Origin of the sequence: Algoriphagus algorifonticola (genome assembly GCF_007655305.1) — a bacterium.
Taxonomy (GTDB): Bacteria; Bacteroidota; Bacteroidia; order Cytophagales; family Cyclobacteriaceae; genus Algoriphagus; species Algoriphagus algorifonticola.
On the sequence record NZ_VLOG01000047.1, the window covers coordinates 1 to 21322 of the forward strand.

Consider the following 21322-nt stretch of genomic DNA (forward strand, 5'->3'; position numbering starts at 1 on the left):
GATTGATTTTGAAGCGGTTTGGACTCGTAATAAGAAGTCTACTGCATATTTCGGGTTAAAAAGACTACTTCGTACGGGGACAAGAAAAAGCCCGAATTCAATTTGAATTCGGGCTTTTTTATGAATCAGTTTTTAAATCAATATCATTAGAATCAATTTCCGTAAAGATCTTTTCCCGCTTTTTCATATTTATCACCAGCCACCCAAACTGGCTTAGAAGAATCATTGGCAATTAGCTGTGCTGCCAAAATGTAGGACTTCCAATACTTGATGGCATAATCCAAATCAAAATTCTCCACATGATCTCCAGGCTTGTGATAGTACTTTTGAATTTCATCATCAAAGGCTTGAAAACCCAAAGAGAAAGTAGGAGCGGGGATACCCTTTCTGGCAAAGTTCACATTATCGGAACGGTCATAAAGTCCTTGCTCTGGAGCAGGATCAGGTATTGCTTTTAATCCAAATTCAATGACTGCTTTTGAAATTTGATCATCTCCTGTAGTTCTCCCTAGGCCAATTACAGTGATGACTGAAGTATCATTATAACCTCCGTTGTCAATATTCAGATTGAAAATCACCTGATTAAGTGGGATTAATGGATTTTCTGCAAAATAAGCAGAACCGAGCAGGCCTTTTTCCTCAGCTGTCCAAAGGGCTAGGAGAATGGACCGTTTTGGAGGATTTTTTGCAAAGAATCTTGCGGCATTCATTACTGCTACGGTTCCAACAGCATTGTCTCTTGCTCCATTATAAATTGAATCACCTTCAGCATCAGGTCTTCCTACACCCACATGGTCATAATGTGCGGAAAGCAATACATATTCATTTTTTAATTGAGGATCTGTACCTTCAATCCAAGCTACAACATTTTTCCCGTCAATATTTTTATTGGTTTTACCAGATATCATCAAGTCAGCTTTAGAGATGCTCTGATCTGCCATAGCTGAACGAACTCCATTGTCCATGTCCTTTATCCAGATATAGGTGAGCTCAGAGCTTTCGCCTTGATCTACTCCCAGAGTTGGTCTATTTAGGAAATTGGAAACCAGCTGCCATGGTACGCTCGGCACATTAAATCTTTCAATCAAGGCGATTGCACCACTTTCTTGAGCTCTGGCAGTTTTTTCTCTACCCAAGGCGAATAAATCAGCAGGACCTAACCTATCAGGCGCGCCAACATTGGAAACTGCTATTTTTCCTTTTAAATCTTTTCCTTGAAAATCCTCTTCAAGACCAAAACCGACATCAACCAATTCATAGGATCCAGAAATGGACTTCCCGTCTAGGACCAATAAATCTTTACCTTGTTCAAATGTATTCTTGCCCAATTTGATCTGTCCGGTACTTGGAGGAGAAGACATTCTAAATGGAATATTCTGGAAATAGCCATCAGCCCCAGGGATCATTTTTGCTCCTGCTTTTTTAAGTTCTGAAGCAATGTAGTTATAGGCAAGTTCAATCTCCGGCCTTACAGGATCTCGCCCCATTAACTCATCTGAAGCTAAATACCTGAAATCCTCTATTGCAGATTGATTATTAAATGCTTTTTCAATAGCTACTTTTTGGGAAAAAAGAGGATTGGCCAGCAGTAATGCTAAACCAAATCCCAAGAGTTTTTTATTCATAGGGTGTAATTTTATTCTTCCAAAATAAGGGAAATCGGAGAAAAGATATCTGAGAATGCTACAATACTTGATCACTCAGATTCAAATCTTTCAAAATAGTTCGAAAGTGTACAGGTATTTCAGCTTTCAGAGTAATTTTTTCATTGCTGATTGGGTGATTGAACTCAAGCTTGTGTGCATGAAGCAATAAATTTTGAAGCCCAAACTGCTTTTCAAAAAAGCTGTTTTGTTTATTGTTTCCATGCTTTTTATCTCCTAAAATATAATGCCTTTTATGGGCTAGGTGCCTTCGTATCTGATGGGTTCTACCTGTTTCTGGTTTGGCTAAAAGTAAAGAATATCTACTGGTTGGATATCGTCCAGTAGTGTCATAAGGAATTTCCGAGCTATCTAAGACTTGAAAATGGGTTACAGCATCCTGAATCTTGCCTGATCTTTCGTTTTTCAAGCCTTGATCAACCGTAAAAGTCTTTTCAGCCGGAATACCTCTAACTATAGCGAGGTAAGATTTATGAACTGTCTTATTTTCAAATTGCTTTTTTAGCAAAGGCAATACTTCTTCTTTTTTTGAAAATAATAAGATGCCGCTGGTAGGTCGGTCCAGTCTATGGGCCGGATAAACTCTTTGACCGATTTGATCTCTTAAGATTTGTACTGCAAATTCTTTTTTCTCGGACGCGGCTAATGCCGTTCTATGAACCAAAAGCCCAGATGGTTTATTGATTGCGATGATGTCATCGTCCTCTAAAATTATTTCTAAATGCATAAAAAAAACCGGCTATAAAACCGGCCGTGAAGTTAGAAAATTGTACCTGAACCAATACATTCATCCGCATTGTACCAGGCAACAAATTGTCCTGAAGCTATCCCTTTCTGAGCTTGATCAAAAATGACATAAAGTCCTTTCTCTCTTCTTATCAAGGTTGCTTCTGTCAAAGGCTGTCTGTACCTGATCCTTGCTTGATATTTTGCTGATTGACCCGGGGTCAATACAAGATCTTCCCTAATCCAGTGAATATCCTTTTCTTTAACGAAAAGTGCATTTCTCAATAATCCTGGATGATCATCGCCTAATCCTGTATAGATATTATTCTCTTTAGTATCTGTGGCGATTACAAATAAGGGTTTGCCGGTTCCGCCTACTTGCAAGCCTTTTCTTTGCCCAACAGTGAAATAATGAGCTCCATTATGCTCTCCCAAGACTTTTCCCTGGTTAGCCTGATAGTGAACAGGAAGGGCTAAAGCATCCAATTCATCAGTATCTAAATCCTCCAATGCTACTCCTGCAGGAATTTTTAAACGATTGAATACCGCTAGATTATCAGGGATTTGAATGATTTTTCCTTTTTTGGGTTTCAATTGTTGCTGAAGAAATTCAGGAAGTCTCACTTTACCGATAAAGCATAAGCCTTGAGAGTCTTTCTTTTCGGCTGTGATAAGATCCAAATTTTTAGCGATGGCCCTAACTTCTGACTTTTGAAGATGTCCTATTGGGAATAATGCCTTTGCTAACTGCTCCTGAGAAAGCTGACAAAGAAAATAACTTTGATCTTTATTGGGATCTGCACCTGCCAATAGTTGATAAACAGGTTTTCCATCAATTTCAACACTTCCTTTTTGACAATAATGTCCAGTAGCAACGAAGTCTGCTTTCAGTTTTTGTGCTGCTTTTAGAAAAATGTCAAACTTTATCTCTCGGTTACAAAGGATGTCCGGATTGGGAGTTCGGCCTGCTTCGTATTCGGCAAACATGTAATCCACAATTCTTTCCCGATATTCTTCGCTGAGGTCAATGGCTTGAAATGGGATTCCTAACTTTTCAGCAACAAGCATTGCATCTGTGGAATCTTCCATCCAAGGACATTCATTGGATATGGTGACTGATTCATCGTGCCAGTTTTTCATAAACATGCCGATGACTTCATAACCCTGCTCTAGCAGCAGGTGGGCCGCCACTGAACTATCCACACCTCCGGATAAGCCGACGACTACTCTTGGTTTTTTATTCATAGCTGCATCAATTAATGGATTCAAGGTCCATTCGATTACAAGTGACAAATAAACTGATGCATTGAATGTTCAGTTCATTTTCAAACAAAAATACTTTGTTTTCTCCATAAAGAAGTGAAGTCTAAATTTTTGAAAATTCAATTGAAGGTGTCCTAACATGAATCTGCTTTGAATTGAATCCTCTATTTTTGCTTTTCTTTCAATTTCTCGAGGCAAATTTCCATGAATTTTCAGTTGATCAAAGACGCAATTTTGGGTAAAGAGCAAGATTTCACCGTTTTGCCTCTCAAAACCGCAATAATGGTTCTAGCTATTCCGATGATCTTGGAAATGATGATGGAGTCCTTGTTTGCGGTGGTGGATATCTTTTTTGTGGCCAAACTCGGTGAAAGTGCCATTGCAACAGTTGGATTGACTGAGTCTGTTATCGTTTTGGTTTATGCTGTTGGGTTTGGAATCAGCATGGCTGCCACAGCACTTATTTCACGGAGATTTGGAGAGAAGGAGTATGAAAAAGCTGGGGATGCGGCATTTCAGTTACTGGTTGTTGGAGTCATGATTTCTCTGGTTTTGGGGATACTGGGCTGGATCTTTGCCAAAGAAGTACTGATGCTCATGGGAGCTGAAGAAGAAGTCATTCGGACTGGAGCCAATTATGCCCGAATAATTTTTATCGGAAATAGTGCCATCATGCTTTTGTTCTTGATCAATGGAGCTTTTCGTGGTGCTGGACAAGCTCACCATGCCATGAGATCTTTGTGGATTGCCAATGGTTTTAATATCATCCTGGATCCCTTATTTATTTTTGGAATTGGTTCATGGGATGGGTTAGGACTTGACGGAGCTGCAATAGCGACCACTATGGGAAGAAGTTTTGGCGTGCTTTACCAATTATATCACCTCTTCAACGGGAAACACAGGCTACACATTCTTTCCAGAAATATTAAAATCAAATGGAAGACTATTCGAAAAATTCTGGATATCGCAGCAGGAGGGATGGGTCAATTTTTGATTGACTCAGTATCTTGGTTGGCTTTGACCAGGATGAATGCTGAATTTGGGTCAACGGCCTTGGCAGGGTATACCATAGCCATGAGAGTATTGATTTTTACCATCTTACCTGCATGGGGACTTTCCGGAGCAGCAGCTACTTTAGTAGGTCAAAATTTAGGTGCCAAAGAAATTGGAAGAGCTGAACAAGCAGTATGGTTGACAACTCGATATTGCGTAATATTTATGGCCTCAGTGACTGGAATCTATTTAATTTTTTCAAAGGAACTGGCAGGCCTTTTTACGGATATACCGGAAGTTCAAAGCATAGCAGCACAAGGCTTATGGGTGATTGTTCTGGGTTATGTGTTTTTTGCAGTTGGGATGGTATTAACTCAAGCTTTCAATGGAGCTGGTGACACCAAAACTCCCGCATATATCAATATTGGAGTGCTCTGGTTTTTGGAAATTCCCTTAGCCTGGTTCTTGGCTTTCCCGATGGGATTAGAATATTTGGGGATTTTTATTGCCATTGCATTCGCCCATTCCTTCCATGCTGTGGTTTCATGGTTTTTATTTAAAAAGGGGAATTGGAAAAAAGTGGCTGTTTAAAGACCTGCCGGGACTTATTGCCCCGACAGGTCTTTAGAGTACTTAATTTAAGGTAACAAACTTGCTGTCAACAGTTTCGTTGATGAAGTAGATTTTTTTACCTCCTATGGTTCTGCTTTCACTATTATAAGCAGCTACTTGAATGATTCCTTGGCCGGTGGTTTTCATGCCTGATAATTCTGAAGTGGAAAAGGTAATTGAAGTAGCCCTGCTTTCTTTGGTAACAACCTTGCTGCCATCTGAAATCACCCAAAGTATGTTGTCAACTCCTGAAGGAACTGATTGGATGGAAAGTGTGACTGAGCTAGAGATACTAATTGTTTCGCTTTGATTACTCGCAAACTTTACCACCCCCGGCATTACCTTGGCGGTCGTGTGAGTAAAGCCATCAAACCCATTTGCTCCAGCCACTTTCCAGCCATTGGCTTGGCCTGAATTTATTCCCAAAGTGATATCTGTGAAATTATTGATATAAGTGTTTCCGCTGATATTTTGAAGTTTGAAATCGTTCAACATGACCTCGCCAACATTCACCAAAGAGCTGCCTCCCGAAGTACTGTAAAAGTTAGCGGATGCAACATCCAATAAAATATCAGGCATACCAGGAACAGAGGGAGTGCCTGAAGGGGTATTGGATTTTGCTTTGATAGCTGCCATTACTCCGTCCGCATCACCCGGTTGAGGTACAGGATTGCTTTGCTGTTGTTCTAATGGATTTTCTGAGTCTCCGTCGCAGGAAGAAAAAAACGATAATCCTGCTACTAGGATGATAAAAGATAAGGCTTTGAATTTCATAGCTTGAAAGTTTAAATGTGTATTCAAAGCTCATTCTTTCCTAATATAAACGCCATACGACATTTGGCGTATCTATGCCTAGCGCCCGCTAAAGCATTGCACGTTCATGAAGTAAGGCATATTGTAGAAACTCCTTTCAGGATAAACTGCTGATCCTGCTGCCATGTATATAAATCCTGGATTTAAAATATTAGCTCGATGTCCGGGAGAGTCCATCCAAAGTTGCACAATAGCTTTGGCATAACTCAGGTAAGTATGATTGGGAATTACTTCTCTTTTATTGGACATATATGTGAAGATTCCGGGACTTTGTGGCCGATTTACTTTTCTTCCATATTCATATTGGATAGCAGCCGTGCTACTGATATTCTCTGCAATTCCTGATGGATTTAATCCAACAATCTGAAATCTGTCCCTCAATGTCCGCTTATTTCTTATTTTACTAAAATGGCCATAGAAATTATACTTCACCATATCCGCTGCATGATCGGCAGAAAGTCTTTCTATTCTATCTGAGTAAATAAAAGGCTTCAAGCGATTTCTCTCCCTAAATTCATTGCTCACATAAAAAATAGCTGCATGTAATAAAGGGTAATCTATATCGGAAAGATTTAGCTCTTGATGAGCGGTTGATAGTTTGTAAAATGATTTCCAATCAAATTTTGAGTAATCTACTGAGGACCAGCTTTGAGCGAAAGTAGAAATCAAGGAAAGGTAAAAGCAACAGGAGAGAAGAAAATATTTAGGCATGAATCAGAATACTTATCAGGGCTGATTTATTCACGATTAAAAAGTGGATTTAGTATAAATTGAAATAAAAAAACAGGCCGAAGCCTGTTAGTTTTCTTGTGGTATTTCCAAAAATAGCCGAATCAATTCTTTAGGAGTACATGCAGTTCTCAGTTTTTCTTCCTGAATGTAAACTTGAAGCTGATATTCCAATTCAAAAATCAACCCATTAATAAAAATAGGGTCCATGTTTAGCTTTTGAATGAAATGATCATTCTTTCTAGGGCCGTGGAGACTGATGCCATAAGAATGAAATACCTCCGCAGCTTTTTTTAGAATTTTAAATTGTTGGTTCATTAGTTCTTATATGTAGATCTGAAAAATCTAAGAAATGATCGTCAGGCGATTTTCACACATGACGTAGCAACTTATTCATATGCTACTTCGAACGGTGAAAACTCAATAATCTTATTATTAGATCATTGTAATAAATCAATTTCGAGTAGAAATAGTTTACTTTAAATTCAAAGCTTTAAATTTTTTTAAGAAAAGGACAAAAAAAAATGCTTCCTTATCAGACGATAGATAAATACTATGATTCGATCGTTATATATTTATAAAAGATTAAAAATCAATTAATTAGTCACTTTAATCTAGAAAATGATTTAATTTATTTTTATCATCTATTTTTCATCGGTTCGCTATCCCAGGCCTGATCATTCAAGGAGAATTTTTTGCTCAATTCGCCTGATAATAAAAGTTCCTGTTGCTCGATTTGCTTTTTTACTTTGGATATGTATTCTTCCCGGTCATTTTTATACTGGAATAATACTTTCAAGGCATCTTCATCGTATTTTCGAAATTGGCTTGCCAAGCGATGTATGGTATGAGCTCTAAACCCAAGCTTTTTTAAGACATCTTCACCCATTCGAATGGAAGTATCCAAATGCTCTCTATAGATATGTTCAACGCCCATTTCCATCAATTCATAAGCATCATTTCTGTTTTTAGTCCGGATCATGACTTCCAAATGAGGAAAATGTTCCTGACAAAGCTCCACCAACTTCCTGTTGGTTTCACTGGAATTAATCGCTGAAATCAGAATTTGCGCTTCTTCTGCACCTGCTGAATGAAGAAGATCTAGTCTTGTAGCATCTCCATAAAATACCTTAAAGCCCATTTTTCTCAACAAGTCCACTTGATCAGGATTAAAATCCAAAACAGTGGCTTCTATGCCATTTGCTCTGAGAAATCTTCCGAGTGTTGATCCGAAATGAGCAAATCCTACAAGGATGACCTTATTTTTTTCAGAGAAGGTATCAGCTTCCCGTTCATTTTTACTTTCTTTTTCCCGAAGCTTAGGAATGATTAATTTATCAATCACTAACATCACAATGGGCGTCAGGGTCATGGTCAATGCTGTAACCGCTATCAAAAAATCAGATGTAGAAGCTGCAAAAATCCCCAATTGCAAGGCAAATGCATAGGTTACGAAAGAAAACTCGGAAACTTGAGCCAATCCAAACGCAAAGCTGAGATTTTCAGGAATACTCAAACCTCTCACTTTTCCGATGATCAAAAGCACTAAAGCTTTCAACAGCATCACACCCAATGTCAAAGAAATAATGACTGAGGCATTACTTGAAATCAATTCAAAATTGATTGTTGCCCCTACAGCCATAAAAAATAACCCCAAAAGGAGTCCTTTAAATGGGTCTAAATCAGATTCTAATGCATGTTTATATGGTGAATTGGCTAAGATTACACCTGCCAGGAATGTTCCGAGTGCAGGAGAAAGCCCTACTAACTCCATCAAAAAAGCTATACCCACAACAATGAGCAATGCAGATGCTGTAAATAATTCCCGAAGCTTGGTTTTGGATACCCAGTTTAGAATGGGGCCAAAGCCATATCTTCCCATCAGTATCACTAAACCTATAGCGGCAAAAATCATCAAGGTTTGAACCCAGCCCGGTTGATGTTCCAAGAATCCTCCATGCCCCGAGTCTGCGCTCATTTCGGCTCCTGCCACTACCAATAAGGGCAATACGGCTAAAATTGGGATAACAGCAATGTCTTGCATGAGCAAAACTCCAAAAGACATCCTTCCAGAATTACTGTCCATCTGATGTTTTTCTTTCAAAGACTGCAAAACAATAGCAGTGGATGAAAGTGCCATAGAAAGTCCAACTGCCAGACCAACCCGCCAATTGACTCCAATCAGGATCGAGATTTCAAAAATTAGGGCCGCAGTGTTTAATACTTGAGAAAGACCAACTTTCAAAATCAGGTCTTTCATTTTCCAAAGGTTTTTTGGCTCCAGCTCTAACCCAATCAAAAATAACATCATTACTACCCCAAACTCGGTGGTATGCATGATGTCCTGACCTTGATTTCCATCTTCAATAAAGCCCAATAAGTAGGGACCTATTAAAATTCCTGCGATCAGATAGCCCAGAACTGAGCCCATTCCCAATCTTTTGGCAATAGGAACGCAGATTATAGCAGCTACGATAAAAATGATAGCGTTGATCAAAAATCCATTCATAGCCTAGGTTTTTTGTAAATAAGGAATGCTTATTTCTTTCTCATCTCTTAATTGTAGCACAAGCTCTCTATAGGCTCTTGCCTTCCTCTGCAATTCATCGACTTGGATTTGATGTGTACCTCCTATGTGGAAAGGGGGCAAATATCGCATCCAACATAAATAGGCGGTTTGCTCAAAAGGTCTCAAAAACTCCTCTAACGTAAACCTGTTTCTACCCTCATGACTATACACTTCCTGAGACCCTCCGGATGTGATGGCATTCAGTAAATATTTATTTTTCAAATAAACACCACCTGGTCCATAAGCCCATCCAAACTCTAAAACAAGATCAATCCATTGCTTCAACAAAGGAGGGCAGGAATACCAATAAAAAGGATGCTGAAAAATCACTACTTCATGTTCAAACAGTATTTCTTGCTCCTCTTGAATGTTGATGGTAAAATCAGGATATAACTCGTATAAATCCCTGATTGTGACATTTTCAAGATCCTTTACTGCATTGATTAACTGAAAGTTAACATCTGAGTGCTCAAACTTAGGATGAGCAAAAATGATTAATACCTTTCGCATGGATTTCCTCAGCCTTTGAAATCAATTTTCTTATGAGTTCCGTCACAAAAAGGTTTATTCTGACTTCCGCCGCACCTGCAAAAAGCCGAGACTTTATGCTGTTTTTTGGTCGTCCCATCCGCCATTTTGACGGTCATATTTCCATACACCATCAGTGGGCCATCTTTCATGACTTCGACAATTTGCTCTTTGTCTACTTCCACATTTTCTTTGGAAGATTCATTTTCAAAATAGTAACCCAAAGCACCCGAGGGACACTTTTGAACTTGTTCCACAATTTTCTCTGTACTGGATCCTTCGGGATCTATCCAGGGTTTTTTGGTATTGTCAAAAACTGAAGGTAAGCCATTTACACAGTTGGCAGAATGGATACATTTATGGGGCTCCCAAGTGATGGTTACCTCTCCATTGGAATATTCTTTTTTGAGTTGCTTCTCAGACATGGAAAAATCAATTTGGTAATACGAATATCATATTACCAAAAAGAACTGAAAATTCATCTAGGAACCAAAGTAAATTTTGAATTTGACTTATTTACTATTAGGTTTTTTGAGAATCAGATAAAAGCAAAGTCCTGTCACAATAAGAATACTTCCCTGGGTCAGAATGGCTAGAATTAGTGCTTCAGTATTCATTTTTTTAATCTTTTACGGTGAGAAACATAGACAAAACCAACTATTGTCAAGAATAAAAGAACCAACTGAATTCTCGCTGTATTTGAAAATAGCTTGATTTTTTCAATCTTTTCCAAGTTTTCAGGATGGGCTTGTAGTTCTATATCCAAGTTTTCATGAGAAAGCTTACTGATAATTGAGCTAGGATCAAGATTCCATGAATTTCCTGAAAAAAGATTTTGAAGTGCGGTAGACCAATCATTATTTTCCGGTGTAAATAAGGCCCCTACAAACACAATCAAAAGTAAAGCAGGAGTAATATACTTCATGATAAACTTGTAGACAGAGGGAATTTTGATATCCGCACCTGTGGTTAGTTCTTTCCATCCCTTATCCATTCCAAAGACCCATACAAACAAAATGGTTTCCAGTAAGGCAAAGACTACCAAACTGACTGTTCCGGCCCAGTAATCGAATTCGTCGAAATAACCATATTTATAAAATAATACGGTAGGAATCCCCATTATCATGACCATGAGTCCAAAAGATAAAGCTCCTTTTACCTTACTCCATCCAAATTCATCCTGCATAAAACCCATCCAAGGTGTACCCATGGCTAGGGAAGAGGTAATTCCTGCAAAGAACAATAAGCCAAACCAACAAAGCCCAGCTAAAACTCCAAATAATTCACCCCATTGCTGAAATAAGTAAGGCATGGTTTGAAATGCCATACCAAAACCTGCATTTTCCAAAACCCAATCCAAACCTAAGAAACCTGCTGCAATAGGAATTACGATAGCACTTCCTAAAACTACTTCGACAAATTCATTAGTGAACCCGGCAGTGACTGAGTTTAGAGCAATATCTTCATTTGCTTTCAGGTAAGAAGCGTAGCACTGAATGGACCCCATTCCGACCGATAATGTGAAGAATATCTGACCAGCTGCTGCCATCCAAACCTTTGGATCTAAAAGGCTTCCGTATTGAGGTGTCCACAAGAAATTGATTCCATCCCATGCATTTGCAGCAGGAAAGGCATCACTTGCATAATTACTTCCCATGGTCCAACCTTTGAAAGCCAAAATTGCCCCAAATGCAATCAAAAGAGGCATTCCTATTTTAGCCACCTTTTCAATCCCACCCAAACCAGTTGAAAGAATATACACGTTGATTCCCAATACTAAAAGGTAAATCCACAGTGGGAGCAGGGGAATACCGAAATCGGAACCTTCCAAATTGACATACAGCAGAAAGAAATCATTGATTTGTTCTTTGGTCAAATCAGTAAATGAACCAATAACTGTATGGATTACATACATAAAGGTCCAGGATTCTATATAGGTGTAATAGGCTACAACAGCGATATTAGTGAAGATTCCAAATACTCCAATGTACTTCCATATTGGTTTGGAACTCATGGAGTCCAAGATGTAGGGTGTACTGTGATTATCGGATTTTCCCCCAAATCTTCCTATAGACCATTCCACGAAAAGGAGCGGAATACCCATCAAGAAAAAACAAACCAAGTAAGGAATAATAAAGGCACCGCCTCCATTTTGTACTGCCTGAACGGGAAATCGCAGGAAATTACCCAAACCGACTGCATTTCCTGCCATGGCAAGTATCAGTCCGGTTCTGGACCCCCAAGAATCAATTGCTTTAGCCATTAATCGTAAAATAGGGAGGGGAATCCCCCTCCCGAATTGAATTATGAATGAATTGTTTTTTCCAATAGGGTTTTCCAGTTACCAGCTAATACTCTTTCACCAGCTAAGTCTGAAAACAACTCCCCATCGTAGATTTCCAAGGATTTTGTTGGATGATTGGGATCCTTATAGTGAAATTGAAGTGCTAGGTAATCGATGATAACCCGCTTTTCTTTTTTCACCTGAACCATGTGGTTTTTTTCATCCAAGGTGACTTTTGAAATCCCGGATAAGTCAATGATACCTTGGCTTGGATAGGCACCGTATCTATGATAAATGAGTTTTTTGGATTTAGGATCCAAGCCTAATTGGTAATGATTTCTCCATCTTTCCTGAATTTCAGGTTGGATTCCGTTTTGCTGAGCCACTTCTAGAAAACTCTTTTGAAGAAGACTTTCTGATGACTTTACTTTAAAATTTTGGTAGGCAAGAGGAGCTATAAATGCACCCATGCAAATTGCGGACACAATAAGTGTCACTGGATCTATGTCGATCATGATTTTTTTTTGGTTTTGTAAATTCTGAATTTGTAAATAGGGCGATTATTCAGAATCTACTACCAAGTGTAGAAAAAATGCAGAAAGGTTGTTTTGACGTCAAATAGGGGGCTGCTTTTTTCCAGAAGTCCTTTCTCGGAAGGAGAAGAAAGCAGGGATTTGACTTGAATATGGACTCCTGAAGCATTCAATTTTCCATAAAGCTTCCAGTCAACTTTGAAGCTTGGTACTTCAACTTGAACGACTTGAGCTAAAGAATTATCAAAATTGGAATCCGAAAGGGGATAAGCATAAATCTCTTGCTTTGAGCTAGAGGATTCAGCTTGTACAGGTTGGAACTGAAAAAAGGCTAACAGCCCGAAAATCCAACTCAGGAAAATCATAGACGCTGCAAGCCTTTTGTTCATATATCTTAGAATACTTCGCAAATGTTCAACAATAAATATCGCATCTGCAATAGCTAAGTATACTTATTTTTTCAAATCATATATTTTAACATTTTCCAACCCTTGGATGCCTTCCACATTTTTCCAAGGAGAGTTAGGAAATACAAGTGTCGTCATTGCAATTTCCCCATTATTGATAAATAGCTCAATAGAATGCGCATCTATAAAAACTCTGATTGACTTGGCTTCCCAACTCATGGGCGCTGAAAAAGTCTTTGCAAAATCCGGATGGAAATTCACTTTTCCTGAAATACTGCGGTCTATATTAATCAACCCCATTTCTTGGTTTATCACTACTTTTTCTCCTAATTCATTGCTTAAGGTTAGGCTGAATGATTCAGGATTTTCGATCTCAGCTGTTATCTCTGTTGCTACTGAAGGGAGGGCAGATTCCGAGGAGGAAATAGAGTAAGATTTTTTCCTCAAGGACTCTAGTTCTTTTGCCGGTTGTGATTGAACCAAAAGCTTGTCTCCAACCTGAAATAAATTCAACTCTCGTGGGATAGTCATAGAGGATCTCCATTTTTCTGTTGGAACGACCTGAGCATATAGCCAATTACTCATCCAACCTATAAATAGAGGATCTTTCCTTTCTGAAGGAATATTTGACCAGGTAACCCCCGCATAATTGTCAGGCCCATAATCCAGCCAACGAATCAATTCATCATCTGGAATGAATTCTCCATTTTTGAAATCTCCGATAAAATATTGAGTTGCAGAACCCTGTTGTGGTCCGCCCGGATTGATACTCACCAAAAGCACGTACTTTTCTTCACCTGAGGGGGTTTTCATAGGGATCAAATCCGGGCATTCCCAAACACCTCCATGTGCTCCTAGGTTTTGACCAAATTCACTTAAAAGCGTCCAGGATTTCAAATCACTTGACTCAAAAAATTGGATTCTGTCCAATACAGCCAAAGTCATCAACCACTTCCAATTGCCTGCTGAATCTTGAATTCTACTAACTTTTGGATCTCTAAAATCTTTGATCCCCTGATTTGGAAGCACAGGATTTCCTTCGTATTTAATCCAAGTTTTTCCATTGTCCAAAGAGTAGGCAATCCCTTGAGACTGATACTCTAATTCCCCCTCTTTTTCTCTTTCCATATCATGATAGGTAAAGATTGCTACCAAGGGAGGGTTTGATTCAGTTCCAAATCCTGAGCTGTTTGATTCGTCCAACACCGCACTACCTGAGAAAATATATCCCAAACTATCAGGATAGAGAGCTATTCCCTCGTCCTTCCAAGAGAGCAGGTCAGCTGAAGTCGCATGTCCCCAGTGCATAGGACCCCAAACAGTACTATCTGGATAATATTGATAAAATAGATGATAGGTACCATTTTGATATACCATACCATTGGGATCATTCATCCATCCAAATGGAGGAATAAAATGATATTCAGGCTCATATTGTGACAAGCTGGAAGGCTCAAATGTAATGGGAGCACTGAAGTCGCAAGATTGTATACTAACTGCCAAGAGAATACTCGGGATTAAGGGATGGATTTTCATTTAGAAAAGTCATTTTGGAAAGGCCAAATCTATCAAATTATTCTCATTTGCCTCATTTTTCATTTTTTCAGCAACATGCTTAGCATTCAACTTGTAATTTTGATTTTGGTAGAAATCCAAGAGCCTTTCTTCCAGTTTTTGTTGAGAAAATTGATGAATTGAGATTCCTAAAGGCCCTAATCCTTTGCTTTCAATGACCTTGTTCCAAAAAAATTGATCCATGATGTGCGGAATGATCAATTGCACACAAGCATTGATGGCGGATTGGTGGGTAGTGCCTGATCCACCATGATGAATGACCCCATACATTTTTGGGAAGATCCAATCATAAGGGATATGGTTGACAAAAAATATGGAATCCGGTGTATCTGTAAGCTCGGTCAAACCTCCCCATGAACAATTGATGATTGCTGGAATTTTAAGTTTGACAAGAGCTTCTATAAATAGTTGAGTAAAAAATTCAGGTTTAGGGTTGGTCATTGAGCCAAATGTCAGAAAAACTGGTTTTGGGTATTTTGCTAGCCATTCCAACAACCTTGAATCTGCTTGATAAACGGATTCTTGATTTCTTTTGAAATAGCCAACTATCTGAGCAGAATCCGGCCAATCATCGGGTCTTGGAAATAAGGTTGGAGATAAAGCATAAAATGTTTTTAGCTCCTTGAGCTCAAATTCGCGAAGCTGACCCGTAGTCAATTTTGATAATCCCAATTCTTTCAGCTCATTTTTCATGCTGAGCTTCATGATAAAATACCTGGCTTGATTAACCCAATTGTATGATTTTCTAATAAATCGTTTAGGGATATTCCATTTTGCTAAACCCATATGAGGATATTCATCTGAGGGATGAACAATACATGGAATAGGTGAGACCAAGATATATTTTTTGGGATCTAAGCGCGCTATGAGATAATAATAGAGTGCTTTGGGATGGAAAAAAACCAGATCTGGAGCTACTTCGGCTAGACTGGTTTTCTGTTGATTCAATAATGTTTTTTGGAGCGAGATGGATTCTTTGGCAAGCTTAAAGTAGTTTTTTAGCTGAGACCAAGCAGATTTTCCACCACCCATTAAGTTTTTGCCAGTCGGGCTTTCTATGAGTTCAAGAAACCTTCTATCAAATGCTAAAAATTTATAACCAAGTTCTTGAACCTCTGATTTGAACTGCTCTGGAAAAAGGCAGGTAACCTCGATATTTCTTTTCGAGAAAACCTCAGCTAAAGCGAGAAATGGTTCAATATCGCCTCGAGTACCTAAAGAAATCAGCAGGATTTTCATTGATAATTTTATTATCAGAACAGCTAATTGTAGCTTTATGCCTAAATCTAGTTTGTATTTCCAATAATCCTTCTTGATCAGAAGGTTTTTTATTTGTCATAATTCATAAACTGAAATCTGTTTCGAGGAAAATCAAATTGAAGTGCTCTTTTTCCAAAAGCTTGATTTCAAACTATTTGAAAATAATTTGTAGCTATGAAAGGAATTATTTTGGCCGGTGGGTCAGGAACTCGACTTTATCCTTTGACAATCTCTGTGAGTAAGCAGCTGATGCCTGTTTATGATAAACCCATGATCTACTATCCTTTGTCAGTTCTTATGATGGCCGGTATCCGGGAAATCTTAATTATCACCACTCCTGATGATTCCGAGGCTTTCCAAAAATTATTGGGTAATGGTTCTCAGGTAGGTTGCCGATTTGAATATGCAGTTCAGCCTTCTCCAGATGGATTAGCGCAGGCATTTATCATTGGTGAGGAGTTTATTGGAAATGAAAAAGTGGCCTTGATTCTGGGGGATAATATATTTTATGGCTCGGGATTGCATAAAACTTTACAGGAAAATACCAATCCTGATGGAGGTGTTGTTTTTGCTTATCATGTCAATGATCCGGAAAGATATGGAGTGGTGGAATTTGATGAAAATAACAAAGCCATCAGTATAGAAGAAAAACCGGCAAAGCCTAAATCGAAATTTGCGGTACCTGGCCTATATTTTTATGATAACAAAGTAGTTGAAATTGCCAAAAACATCAAACCTAGCCCAAGAGGGGAGTTGGAGATCACTGATATCAATAATGAATACCTCAAAATGGGAGCTCTTCAAGTAGCCATCTTGAATAGGGGAACGGCCTGGTTGGATACAGGGACTCATCAATCTCTACTTCAAGCCGCGCAATTTGTGGAAGTTATCGAAGAACGTCAGGGATTAAAAATCGGATGTATTGAAGAGATTGCCTATAGACAAGGGTTTATCGGTAAAGAAGAGCTTTTAAAAGCTGCTGATAAATTGGGAAAAAGCGGCTACGGGCAATACTTGAGACGGTTATTGAATTGAGTTCAATGGATTTTCTTGCTCAATAAACTCTCAAAATCAGAGACTTCCGTCTCTAGGGTTTTATTTGCAAATATGATAAAGATCATGCTTTCACTTGAGATCATTGTATTGATCTTATTCAGATTTTCGCCAAATTGGAGAAGGACTGAAGGTGGGAACTGTGAAACTACTGAAGCAAATTGATAATGCATTTTTTAGGGAAGTGGGTGAAATTGCCCAGTTCACGGCACGCTTTTTTCAAACTGTAACCAAGCCCAAACAAGAATGGGAGGAGTTTGTCAACCAATGTTTTTGGGTTGGATATAAAACATTGACCCTGGTTGGAATTACCGCGTTTATCATGGGTTTGGTGCTCACGATTCAATCCAGACCGACTTTGGTTGAGTTTGGAGCTGAATCTCTTTTACCTTCCATGGTCTCTGTATCTCTTGTTCGCGAAATTTCACCTGTCATTACGGCCTTGATTTGCGCTGGGAAAATTGGCTCTGGAATGGGCGCTGAACTGGGTTCCATGCGAGTTACAGAGCAGATTGATGCCATGGAAGTTTCTGGGACAAATCCCTTTAAATATCTCGTGGTAACCAGAGTACTTGCTTCCACAGTGATGGTACCTATTCTTTCCAGTGTTGGAATTGCCATTGGGCTTTGTGGAGGATATCTTGGGGTTAACATTAGAGGACATATAAGCTGGAATTTATTTTGGCATCAGGCCTTCGAAGCTTTGAGTTTTGGGGATCTAATTCCATCCTTGATCAAGACCTTTTTCTTTGGATTTGCCATTGGAATTATAGGCTGTTACAAAGGATATAATTCTAAAAAGGGAACCGAAGGGGTAGGCCAATCTGCCACAACTGCAGTGATTGTAGCTTCTTTGGTGGTATTTGTTTTGGATTTGATTGCTGTTCAAGTCACGGACTTGTTGGGACTTACTTAATTCAGTTAACAAGATGGAACCAGTGATTCAAATAAAAGATCTCAATAAATCATTCGGTGATAATCATGTTCTCCGCAATTTCAACATGGCTATCAACGCTGGAGAAAATCTCGCAATTCTTGGAAAATCAGGTTCCGGAAAGTCAGTATTAATTAAGTGCATTATCAGCCTCATGGAAGTTGATTCAGGGGAAATGATAGTGCTAGGAAAAGATATTCAGCTGTTGAATTCGGATGAATTAGATAGTCTTCGGGCTGAGGTGGGATTTCTTTTCCAAAGCAATGCATTGTATGATTCCATGACAATCAGGGAAAATCTGGAATTTCCTCTAAGGAGACATTGGAGTAAAGAAGAAAGAAAAAAAGGTGCTGATGCTGCTGTAAAAGAGGCATTGGAAGATGTTGGATTATCTCATACCATAGATATGATGCCAGCCGAACTTTCAGGTGGTATGAGAAAGCGAATTGCTCTGGCTAGGGCCTTAATTCTCAAACCTAAGGTAATTATGTACGATGAACCTACAACCGGGCTAGACCCGATTACTTCTCGTGAAATCAGTAATTTGATGCTGAGTGTTCAGAAAAAATATAAATCTGCAGCCCTGATCATTTCTCATGATTTGAATTGTATCAAAATGACTTCCAATCGAGTAATTATGCTCATCGAGGGAACAAGGTACGCTGAGGATACTTACGAAAATTTAAGGAAATCCGAAGACCCAAAGATCAAGGAATTCTTTGACTGATTATGAAAGGAAAAAAGAAAATAGAACACACCAAATTAGGCGCACTAGTCATTGCAGGAGTGCTATTCTTGGTTTTTGCACTCTATATGATAGGCAAAAACCAAAATATTTTCGGCACTTCAATCACCTTGTTGACAGTGGTGGAAAATGTCAATGGCTTAGTTCCTGGAAATAATGTGAGGTTTCAGGGTATGGACGTGGGCACAGTCAAATCAATCGAAATGGCGAACGATTCAACCATAGAAGTAAGCCTTTTGATTAAAAGAAAAATGCAGGAGCACATTAAGAAAAATGCGGCTACCATCATTTCTACCGATGGATTGATGGGAAATAAAATTCTTCACATAGTTCCACAAGAGGGGGAGGCTGGCCAAATTGAAGAAGGAGATGTACTTTTTGCCATGGAACAGGTAGGCACAGAAGATATGCTTAAAAAGCTGGATATGAGTGGAGATTACCTTCAAAAGACCCTTGTAAATCTTGCGGATATTACTAACAAATTGAATAAAAGTCAGGCGATATGGAGCCTGTTGAGAGATACAATGTTGGTGGAAAATATCAATTTGGCAGTAGATGAATTCCGATTAGCTGGTAGAAAAGCCACTGAGATGGCCCAAGCAGGGAACAGGCTACTGAGAACATTAGAAGAAGGCGAGGGCTTAGTCGATCAGGTATTCACTGATACAATTTTAAGCGCAAATTTTTCAAAATCAATCGATCAAATATTAAAAACCGGGGAAGAAGCTGAAAGAGTACTTTTGGAGGCAAAAACTATTTTGAATGAAATCCAAGAAGGAAAAGGAGCTGCTGGAGCTTTGTTGAATGATACCTTGGTGAGGGAATCTTTATTGAATACAATTCAAAATATAGAAAGTAGCACTGAGAGCTTTAATCAGAATATGGAAGCTCTGAAGCATAACTTTCTTTTAAGGGGCCATTTCAAGAGGTTAGAAAAAAGAAAGACCAAAGAGCTCGAGCAATTTGAAAAATAAAAAAGAGGTGGTCTCATTATTAGCTCTAGTGTCTGCCTGAGCGCCTGCCTGACGTCAGACAGGGAGTCGAAGGCCATTTCTATCGTTGTGGCTTACATTTCGATCCCGTACAATTGTCGGGACGCTCAATGTGACAATTTGCACTTTTGAGACAGCCTCTTCGAAATTTTAAATAAAGAAATCTTCCTCCCAGATTCTAAAGCCTCCTTTAAAGGCATTTTGGTTAGTTCCTAGGCGACAACCTTCAGGGACTTCATTGAGAAGTTTAGAATTCCCTCCTCCCAATACAATATCCTCAGGTTGGAAGGCATCTGAGAAGATTTCAACAGCCTTGTGAACGTGTTTTTCCCATCTTTTTTGTCCATTCTTGAAGAGGTATGGCTTGCCTATATAACTTTCAAAAGTGGTCTTTTTATAAGGTAAATGGCCACCTTCGATAGGGATGATAGTTTTGTTTAAAACCATAGCCGTACCGAGTCCCGTTCCAAGGCCCAAGAATAGGAGTTTCTTTCCTTCGAAACTTCCCAATGCTTGCATGGCTGCGTCATTAATTATTTTCAAAGGACAGCCGAAAGCCTCTTGAAAGTCAAAACCAGCCCAACCCGAACCCATATTTACAGGTTCATTGACAATTTTATTATGCTTTACTACTCCGGGAAAACCTATCGTAATTACATCATATTGCCAATTTGCGGCATGTTCTCTGACCAAGGGAATCATTTGTTCAGGAGTAAAATCTGCTCCAGATGGAATTTTGATACGTTCAGGCTGTCCCGTTGCTAGAATTTTCACATTGGAACCACCTATGTCGATTACGAGGATTTTCTTGTTGAATTTTTTCATTCGTTAAGCAAAACCACCAAAGGGGTTTATCAAAATTGGGTTTTTAAAGATGTTGATTCGAAACTATAAAATTTAAGGCAAAAAGCGTGTCGCTAATTGCCTTAAATATTAGAAAAATCGGAAAATAGAAGATTTTAGTAAATAACTGACATTTAAAAGGAAACTAGTTTAAAATGGTAGTTACTTCTTTCATTTTTATTCCAGGTGATTTCTTTGGATAGGTGATAAAAGGCTTCCAAGAGAAATGCATTGGACATTTTTCCTGCATCAATTGCCTTAAAACCAATGAGTTCTATCATTCTTTTAACTCTGATTTTCTCCGGAACATCATCTCCACAGTAATAGGTTTCTTTGACTATTCCCATTTCATCATTTAAAGGATACTCCACGCCAAGATTATTAAAGGCCTTGAATAAGTGAGCCTTGGGAGCTGCTTTCTTCAAAAGAGAGGTATGAGAATTGGAGAGTTTCTTAATAAATGAGGCATTTGTACAATCAATGATGATTTTATCCTCAGTATCTGAATTTTTCAATGCACACCAGATTTCTGGAAGGTATCCGTTTTCAGAGCAGATCAAGATAATTTCTCCCTGAATAATAGCTGATTCGTAAGGGCAAATTCTGTGATGGAATTTATTGAGAACCTTCCATTCCTCATCTTCAACCTCAAAATCAGAGCGAACTCCAAATACAACATTGATACCTGCTTCAATGTATTTTTTTCCTAAAGTTTTGGCTAGCGAGGTGCCGCCTAGTATTCCAATTTTCATAGATTTTGTCAGTTTTATGAAAGAAACCGTGGGTGAAAGGAAGAATT

The 21322-nt window shown here is 38.8% G+C and carries 21 protein-coding genes; 5 read left to right on the forward strand and 16 right to left on the reverse strand.

The features are described from left to right. Positions 1-152: 152 nt before the first annotated feature. Genes FL972_RS12135 through mnmA form a run of 3 tightly spaced genes read right to left on the reverse strand, consistent with a single transcriptional unit; the run spans position 153 to position 3635 of the window. Positions 153-1625 carry a M28 family peptidase gene (locus FL972_RS12135; RefSeq protein ID WP_144605731.1) on the reverse strand — a complete coding sequence of 491 codons (1473 nt, stop codon included), beginning with the start codon at positions 1623-1625 and terminating at the stop codon, positions 153-155. A 58-nt stretch (positions 1626-1683) separates the two neighbouring features. Further along, positions 1684-2391: a pseudouridine synthase gene (locus tag FL972_RS12140; RefSeq protein WP_144605732.1), complete on the reverse strand. Its 708-nt coding sequence runs from the start codon at positions 2389-2391 to the stop codon at positions 1684-1686. A 32-nt stretch (positions 2392-2423) separates the two neighbouring features. Next, positions 2424-3635 (reverse strand): tRNA 2-thiouridine(34) synthase MnmA, encoded by a 1212-nt coding sequence (mnmA, locus tag FL972_RS12145; RefSeq protein WP_144605733.1) that lies wholly within the window; start codon positions 3633-3635, stop codon positions 2424-2426. A 222-nt stretch (positions 3636-3857) separates the two neighbouring features. On the opposite strand from mnmA, the gene FL972_RS12150 reads away from it, so the two are divergent. Next, positions 3858-5237: an MATE family efflux transporter gene (locus tag FL972_RS12150; protein ID WP_144605734.1), complete on the forward strand. Its 1380-nt coding sequence runs from the start codon at positions 3858-3860 to the stop codon at positions 5235-5237. 42 nt (positions 5238-5279) lie between these two features. On the opposite strand, the gene FL972_RS12155 is transcribed toward FL972_RS12150, so the two are convergent. From FL972_RS12155 to FL972_RS12205, 11 genes are all read right to left on the reverse strand, one after another. Further along, positions 5280-6032, reverse strand: coding sequence for a hypothetical protein (locus FL972_RS12155; protein ID WP_144605735.1), 753 nt, complete (start codon positions 6030-6032; stop codon positions 5280-5282). A 78-nt stretch (positions 6033-6110) separates the two neighbouring features. Beyond that, the gene (locus FL972_RS12160) at positions 6111-6782 is read right to left on the reverse strand and encodes a CAP domain-containing protein (RefSeq protein ID WP_144605736.1); all 672 of its coding nucleotides are present in this window, start codon (positions 6780-6782) and stop codon (positions 6111-6113) included. 87 nt (positions 6783-6869) lie between these two features. After that, entirely contained in the window at positions 6870-7118 is a 249-nt protein-coding gene (locus FL972_RS12165; protein WP_144605737.1) for an acyl carrier protein, read from the reverse strand. A 322-nt stretch (positions 7119-7440) separates the two neighbouring features. Further along, the gene (locus FL972_RS12170; protein WP_144605738.1) at positions 7441-9309 is read right to left on the reverse strand and encodes a monovalent cation:proton antiporter-2 (CPA2) family protein; all 1869 of its coding nucleotides are present in this window, start codon (positions 9307-9309) and stop codon (positions 7441-7443) included. Between the two features lie 3 nt (positions 9310-9312). Further along, a complete protein-coding gene (locus FL972_RS12175; RefSeq protein WP_144605739.1) occupies positions 9313-9879 on the reverse strand; it encodes an NAD(P)H-dependent oxidoreductase in 567 nt (188 codons plus the stop codon). A gap of 8 nt (positions 9880-9887) precedes the next feature. Continuing rightward, positions 9888-10322, reverse strand: coding sequence for a (4Fe-4S)-binding protein (locus FL972_RS12180; protein ID WP_144605740.1), 435 nt, complete (start codon positions 10320-10322; stop codon positions 9888-9890). Between the two features lie 188 nt (positions 10323-10510). Beyond that, positions 10511-12160, reverse strand: a complete 1650-nt coding sequence (locus tag FL972_RS12185) for an SLC5/6 family protein (protein WP_144605741.1) — start codon at positions 12158-12160, stop codon at positions 10511-10513. 41 nt (positions 12161-12201) lie between these two features. Further along, positions 12202-12696, reverse strand: coding sequence for a hypothetical protein (locus FL972_RS12190; protein WP_144605742.1), 495 nt, complete (start codon positions 12694-12696; stop codon positions 12202-12204). Positions 12697-12755: 59 nt separating this feature from the next. Beyond that, positions 12756-13103: a hypothetical protein gene (locus FL972_RS12195; protein WP_144605743.1), complete on the reverse strand. Its 348-nt coding sequence runs from the start codon at positions 13101-13103 to the stop codon at positions 12756-12758. Positions 13104-13166: 63 nt separating this feature from the next. Beyond that, a complete protein-coding gene (locus tag FL972_RS12200; protein WP_144605744.1) occupies positions 13167-14657 on the reverse strand; it encodes a glycoside hydrolase family 32 protein in 1491 nt (496 codons plus the stop codon). A gap of 9 nt (positions 14658-14666) precedes the next feature. Continuing rightward, positions 14667-15935 (reverse strand): glycosyltransferase, encoded by a 1269-nt coding sequence (locus FL972_RS12205; RefSeq protein ID WP_144605745.1) that lies wholly within the window; start codon positions 15933-15935, stop codon positions 14667-14669. Positions 15936-16130: 195 nt separating this feature from the next. On the opposite strand from FL972_RS12205, the gene rfbA reads away from it, so the two are divergent. The 4 genes from rfbA to FL972_RS12225 all read left to right on the forward strand — a co-directional run bounded on the left by rfbA (position 16131) and on the right by FL972_RS12225 (position 19662). Then, on the forward strand, positions 16131-16991 hold the full coding sequence (rfbA, locus tag FL972_RS12210; protein ID WP_144605746.1) for a glucose-1-phosphate thymidylyltransferase RfbA: 861 nt from the start codon (positions 16131-16133) through the stop codon (positions 16989-16991). Positions 16992-17151: 160 nt separating this feature from the next. Beyond that, positions 17152-17925, forward strand: coding sequence for an MlaE family ABC transporter permease (locus FL972_RS12215; protein ID WP_144605747.1), 774 nt, complete (start codon positions 17152-17154; stop codon positions 17923-17925). 13 nt (positions 17926-17938) lie between these two features. Beyond that, on the forward strand, positions 17939-18670 hold the full coding sequence (locus FL972_RS12220; protein WP_144605748.1) for an ABC transporter ATP-binding protein: 732 nt from the start codon (positions 17939-17941) through the stop codon (positions 18668-18670). 2 nt (positions 18671-18672) lie between these two features. Continuing rightward, positions 18673-19662, forward strand: a complete 990-nt coding sequence (locus tag FL972_RS12225) for an MlaD family protein (protein WP_144605749.1) — start codon at positions 18673-18675, stop codon at positions 19660-19662. Positions 19663-19830: 168 nt separating this feature from the next. On the opposite strand, the gene FL972_RS12230 is transcribed toward FL972_RS12225, so the two are convergent. After that, the gene (locus FL972_RS12230; protein ID WP_144605750.1) at positions 19831-20505 is read right to left on the reverse strand and encodes an ROK family protein; all 675 of its coding nucleotides are present in this window, start codon (positions 20503-20505) and stop codon (positions 19831-19833) included. Positions 20506-20657: 152 nt separating this feature from the next. Next, a complete protein-coding gene (locus FL972_RS12235) occupies positions 20658-21275 on the reverse strand; it encodes an NADPH-dependent F420 reductase (RefSeq protein ID WP_144605751.1) in 618 nt (205 codons plus the stop codon). Between the last annotated feature and the right edge of the window lie 47 nt (positions 21276-21322).

Coding starts and splice junctions, on each gene's coding strand:
- FL972_RS12135 (WP_144605731.1), bottom strand. CDS start 1,625: ATGAATAAAAAACTCTTGGGATTTGGTTTAGCATTACTGCTGGCCAAT.
- FL972_RS12140 (WP_144605732.1), bottom strand. CDS start 2,391: ATGCATTTAGAAATAATTTTAGAGGACGATGACATCATCGCAATCAAT.
- mnmA (WP_144605733.1), bottom strand. CDS start 3,635: ATGAATAAAAAACCAAGAGTAGTCGTCGGCTTATCCGGAGGTGTGGAT.
- FL972_RS12150 (WP_144605734.1), top strand. CDS start 3,858: ATGAATTTTCAGTTGATCAAAGACGCAATTTTGGGTAAAGAGCAAGAT.
- FL972_RS12155 (WP_144605735.1), bottom strand. CDS start 6,032: ATGAAATTCAAAGCCTTATCTTTTATCATCCTAGTAGCAGGATTATCG.
- FL972_RS12160 (WP_144605736.1), bottom strand. CDS start 6,782: ATGCCTAAATATTTTCTTCTCTCCTGTTGCTTTTACCTTTCCTTGATT.
- FL972_RS12165 (WP_144605737.1), bottom strand. CDS start 7,118: ATGAACCAACAATTTAAAATTCTAAAAAAAGCTGCGGAGGTATTTCAT.
- FL972_RS12170 (WP_144605738.1), bottom strand. CDS start 9,309: ATGAATGGATTTTTGATCAACGCTATCATTTTTATCGTAGCTGCTATA.
- FL972_RS12175 (WP_144605739.1), bottom strand. CDS start 9,879: ATGCGAAAGGTATTAATCATTTTTGCTCATCCTAAGTTTGAGCACTCA.
- FL972_RS12180 (WP_144605740.1), bottom strand. CDS start 10,322: ATGTCTGAGAAGCAACTCAAAAAAGAATATTCCAATGGAGAGGTAACC.
- FL972_RS12185 (WP_144605741.1), bottom strand. CDS start 12,160: ATGGCTAAAGCAATTGATTCTTGGGGGTCCAGAACCGGACTGATACTT.
- FL972_RS12190 (WP_144605742.1), bottom strand. CDS start 12,696: ATGATCGACATAGATCCAGTGACACTTATTGTGTCCGCAATTTGCATG.
- FL972_RS12195 (WP_144605743.1), bottom strand. CDS start 13,103: ATGAACAAAAGGCTTGCAGCGTCTATGATTTTCCTGAGTTGGATTTTC.
- FL972_RS12200 (WP_144605744.1), bottom strand. CDS start 14,657: ATGAAAATCCATCCCTTAATCCCGAGTATTCTCTTGGCAGTTAGTATA.
- FL972_RS12205 (WP_144605745.1), bottom strand. CDS start 15,935: ATGAAAATCCTGCTGATTTCTTTAGGTACTCGAGGCGATATTGAACCA.
- rfbA (WP_144605746.1), top strand. CDS start 16,131: ATGAAAGGAATTATTTTGGCCGGTGGGTCAGGAACTCGACTTTATCCT.
- FL972_RS12220 (WP_144605748.1), top strand. CDS start 17,939: ATGGAACCAGTGATTCAAATAAAAGATCTCAATAAATCATTCGGTGAT.
- FL972_RS12225 (WP_144605749.1), top strand. CDS start 18,673: ATGAAAGGAAAAAAGAAAATAGAACACACCAAATTAGGCGCACTAGTC.
- FL972_RS12230 (WP_144605750.1), bottom strand. CDS start 20,505: ATGAAAAAATTCAACAAGAAAATCCTCGTAATCGACATAGGTGGTTCC.
- FL972_RS12235 (WP_144605751.1), bottom strand. CDS start 21,275: ATGAAAATTGGAATACTAGGCGGCACCTCGCTAGCCAAAACTTTAGGA.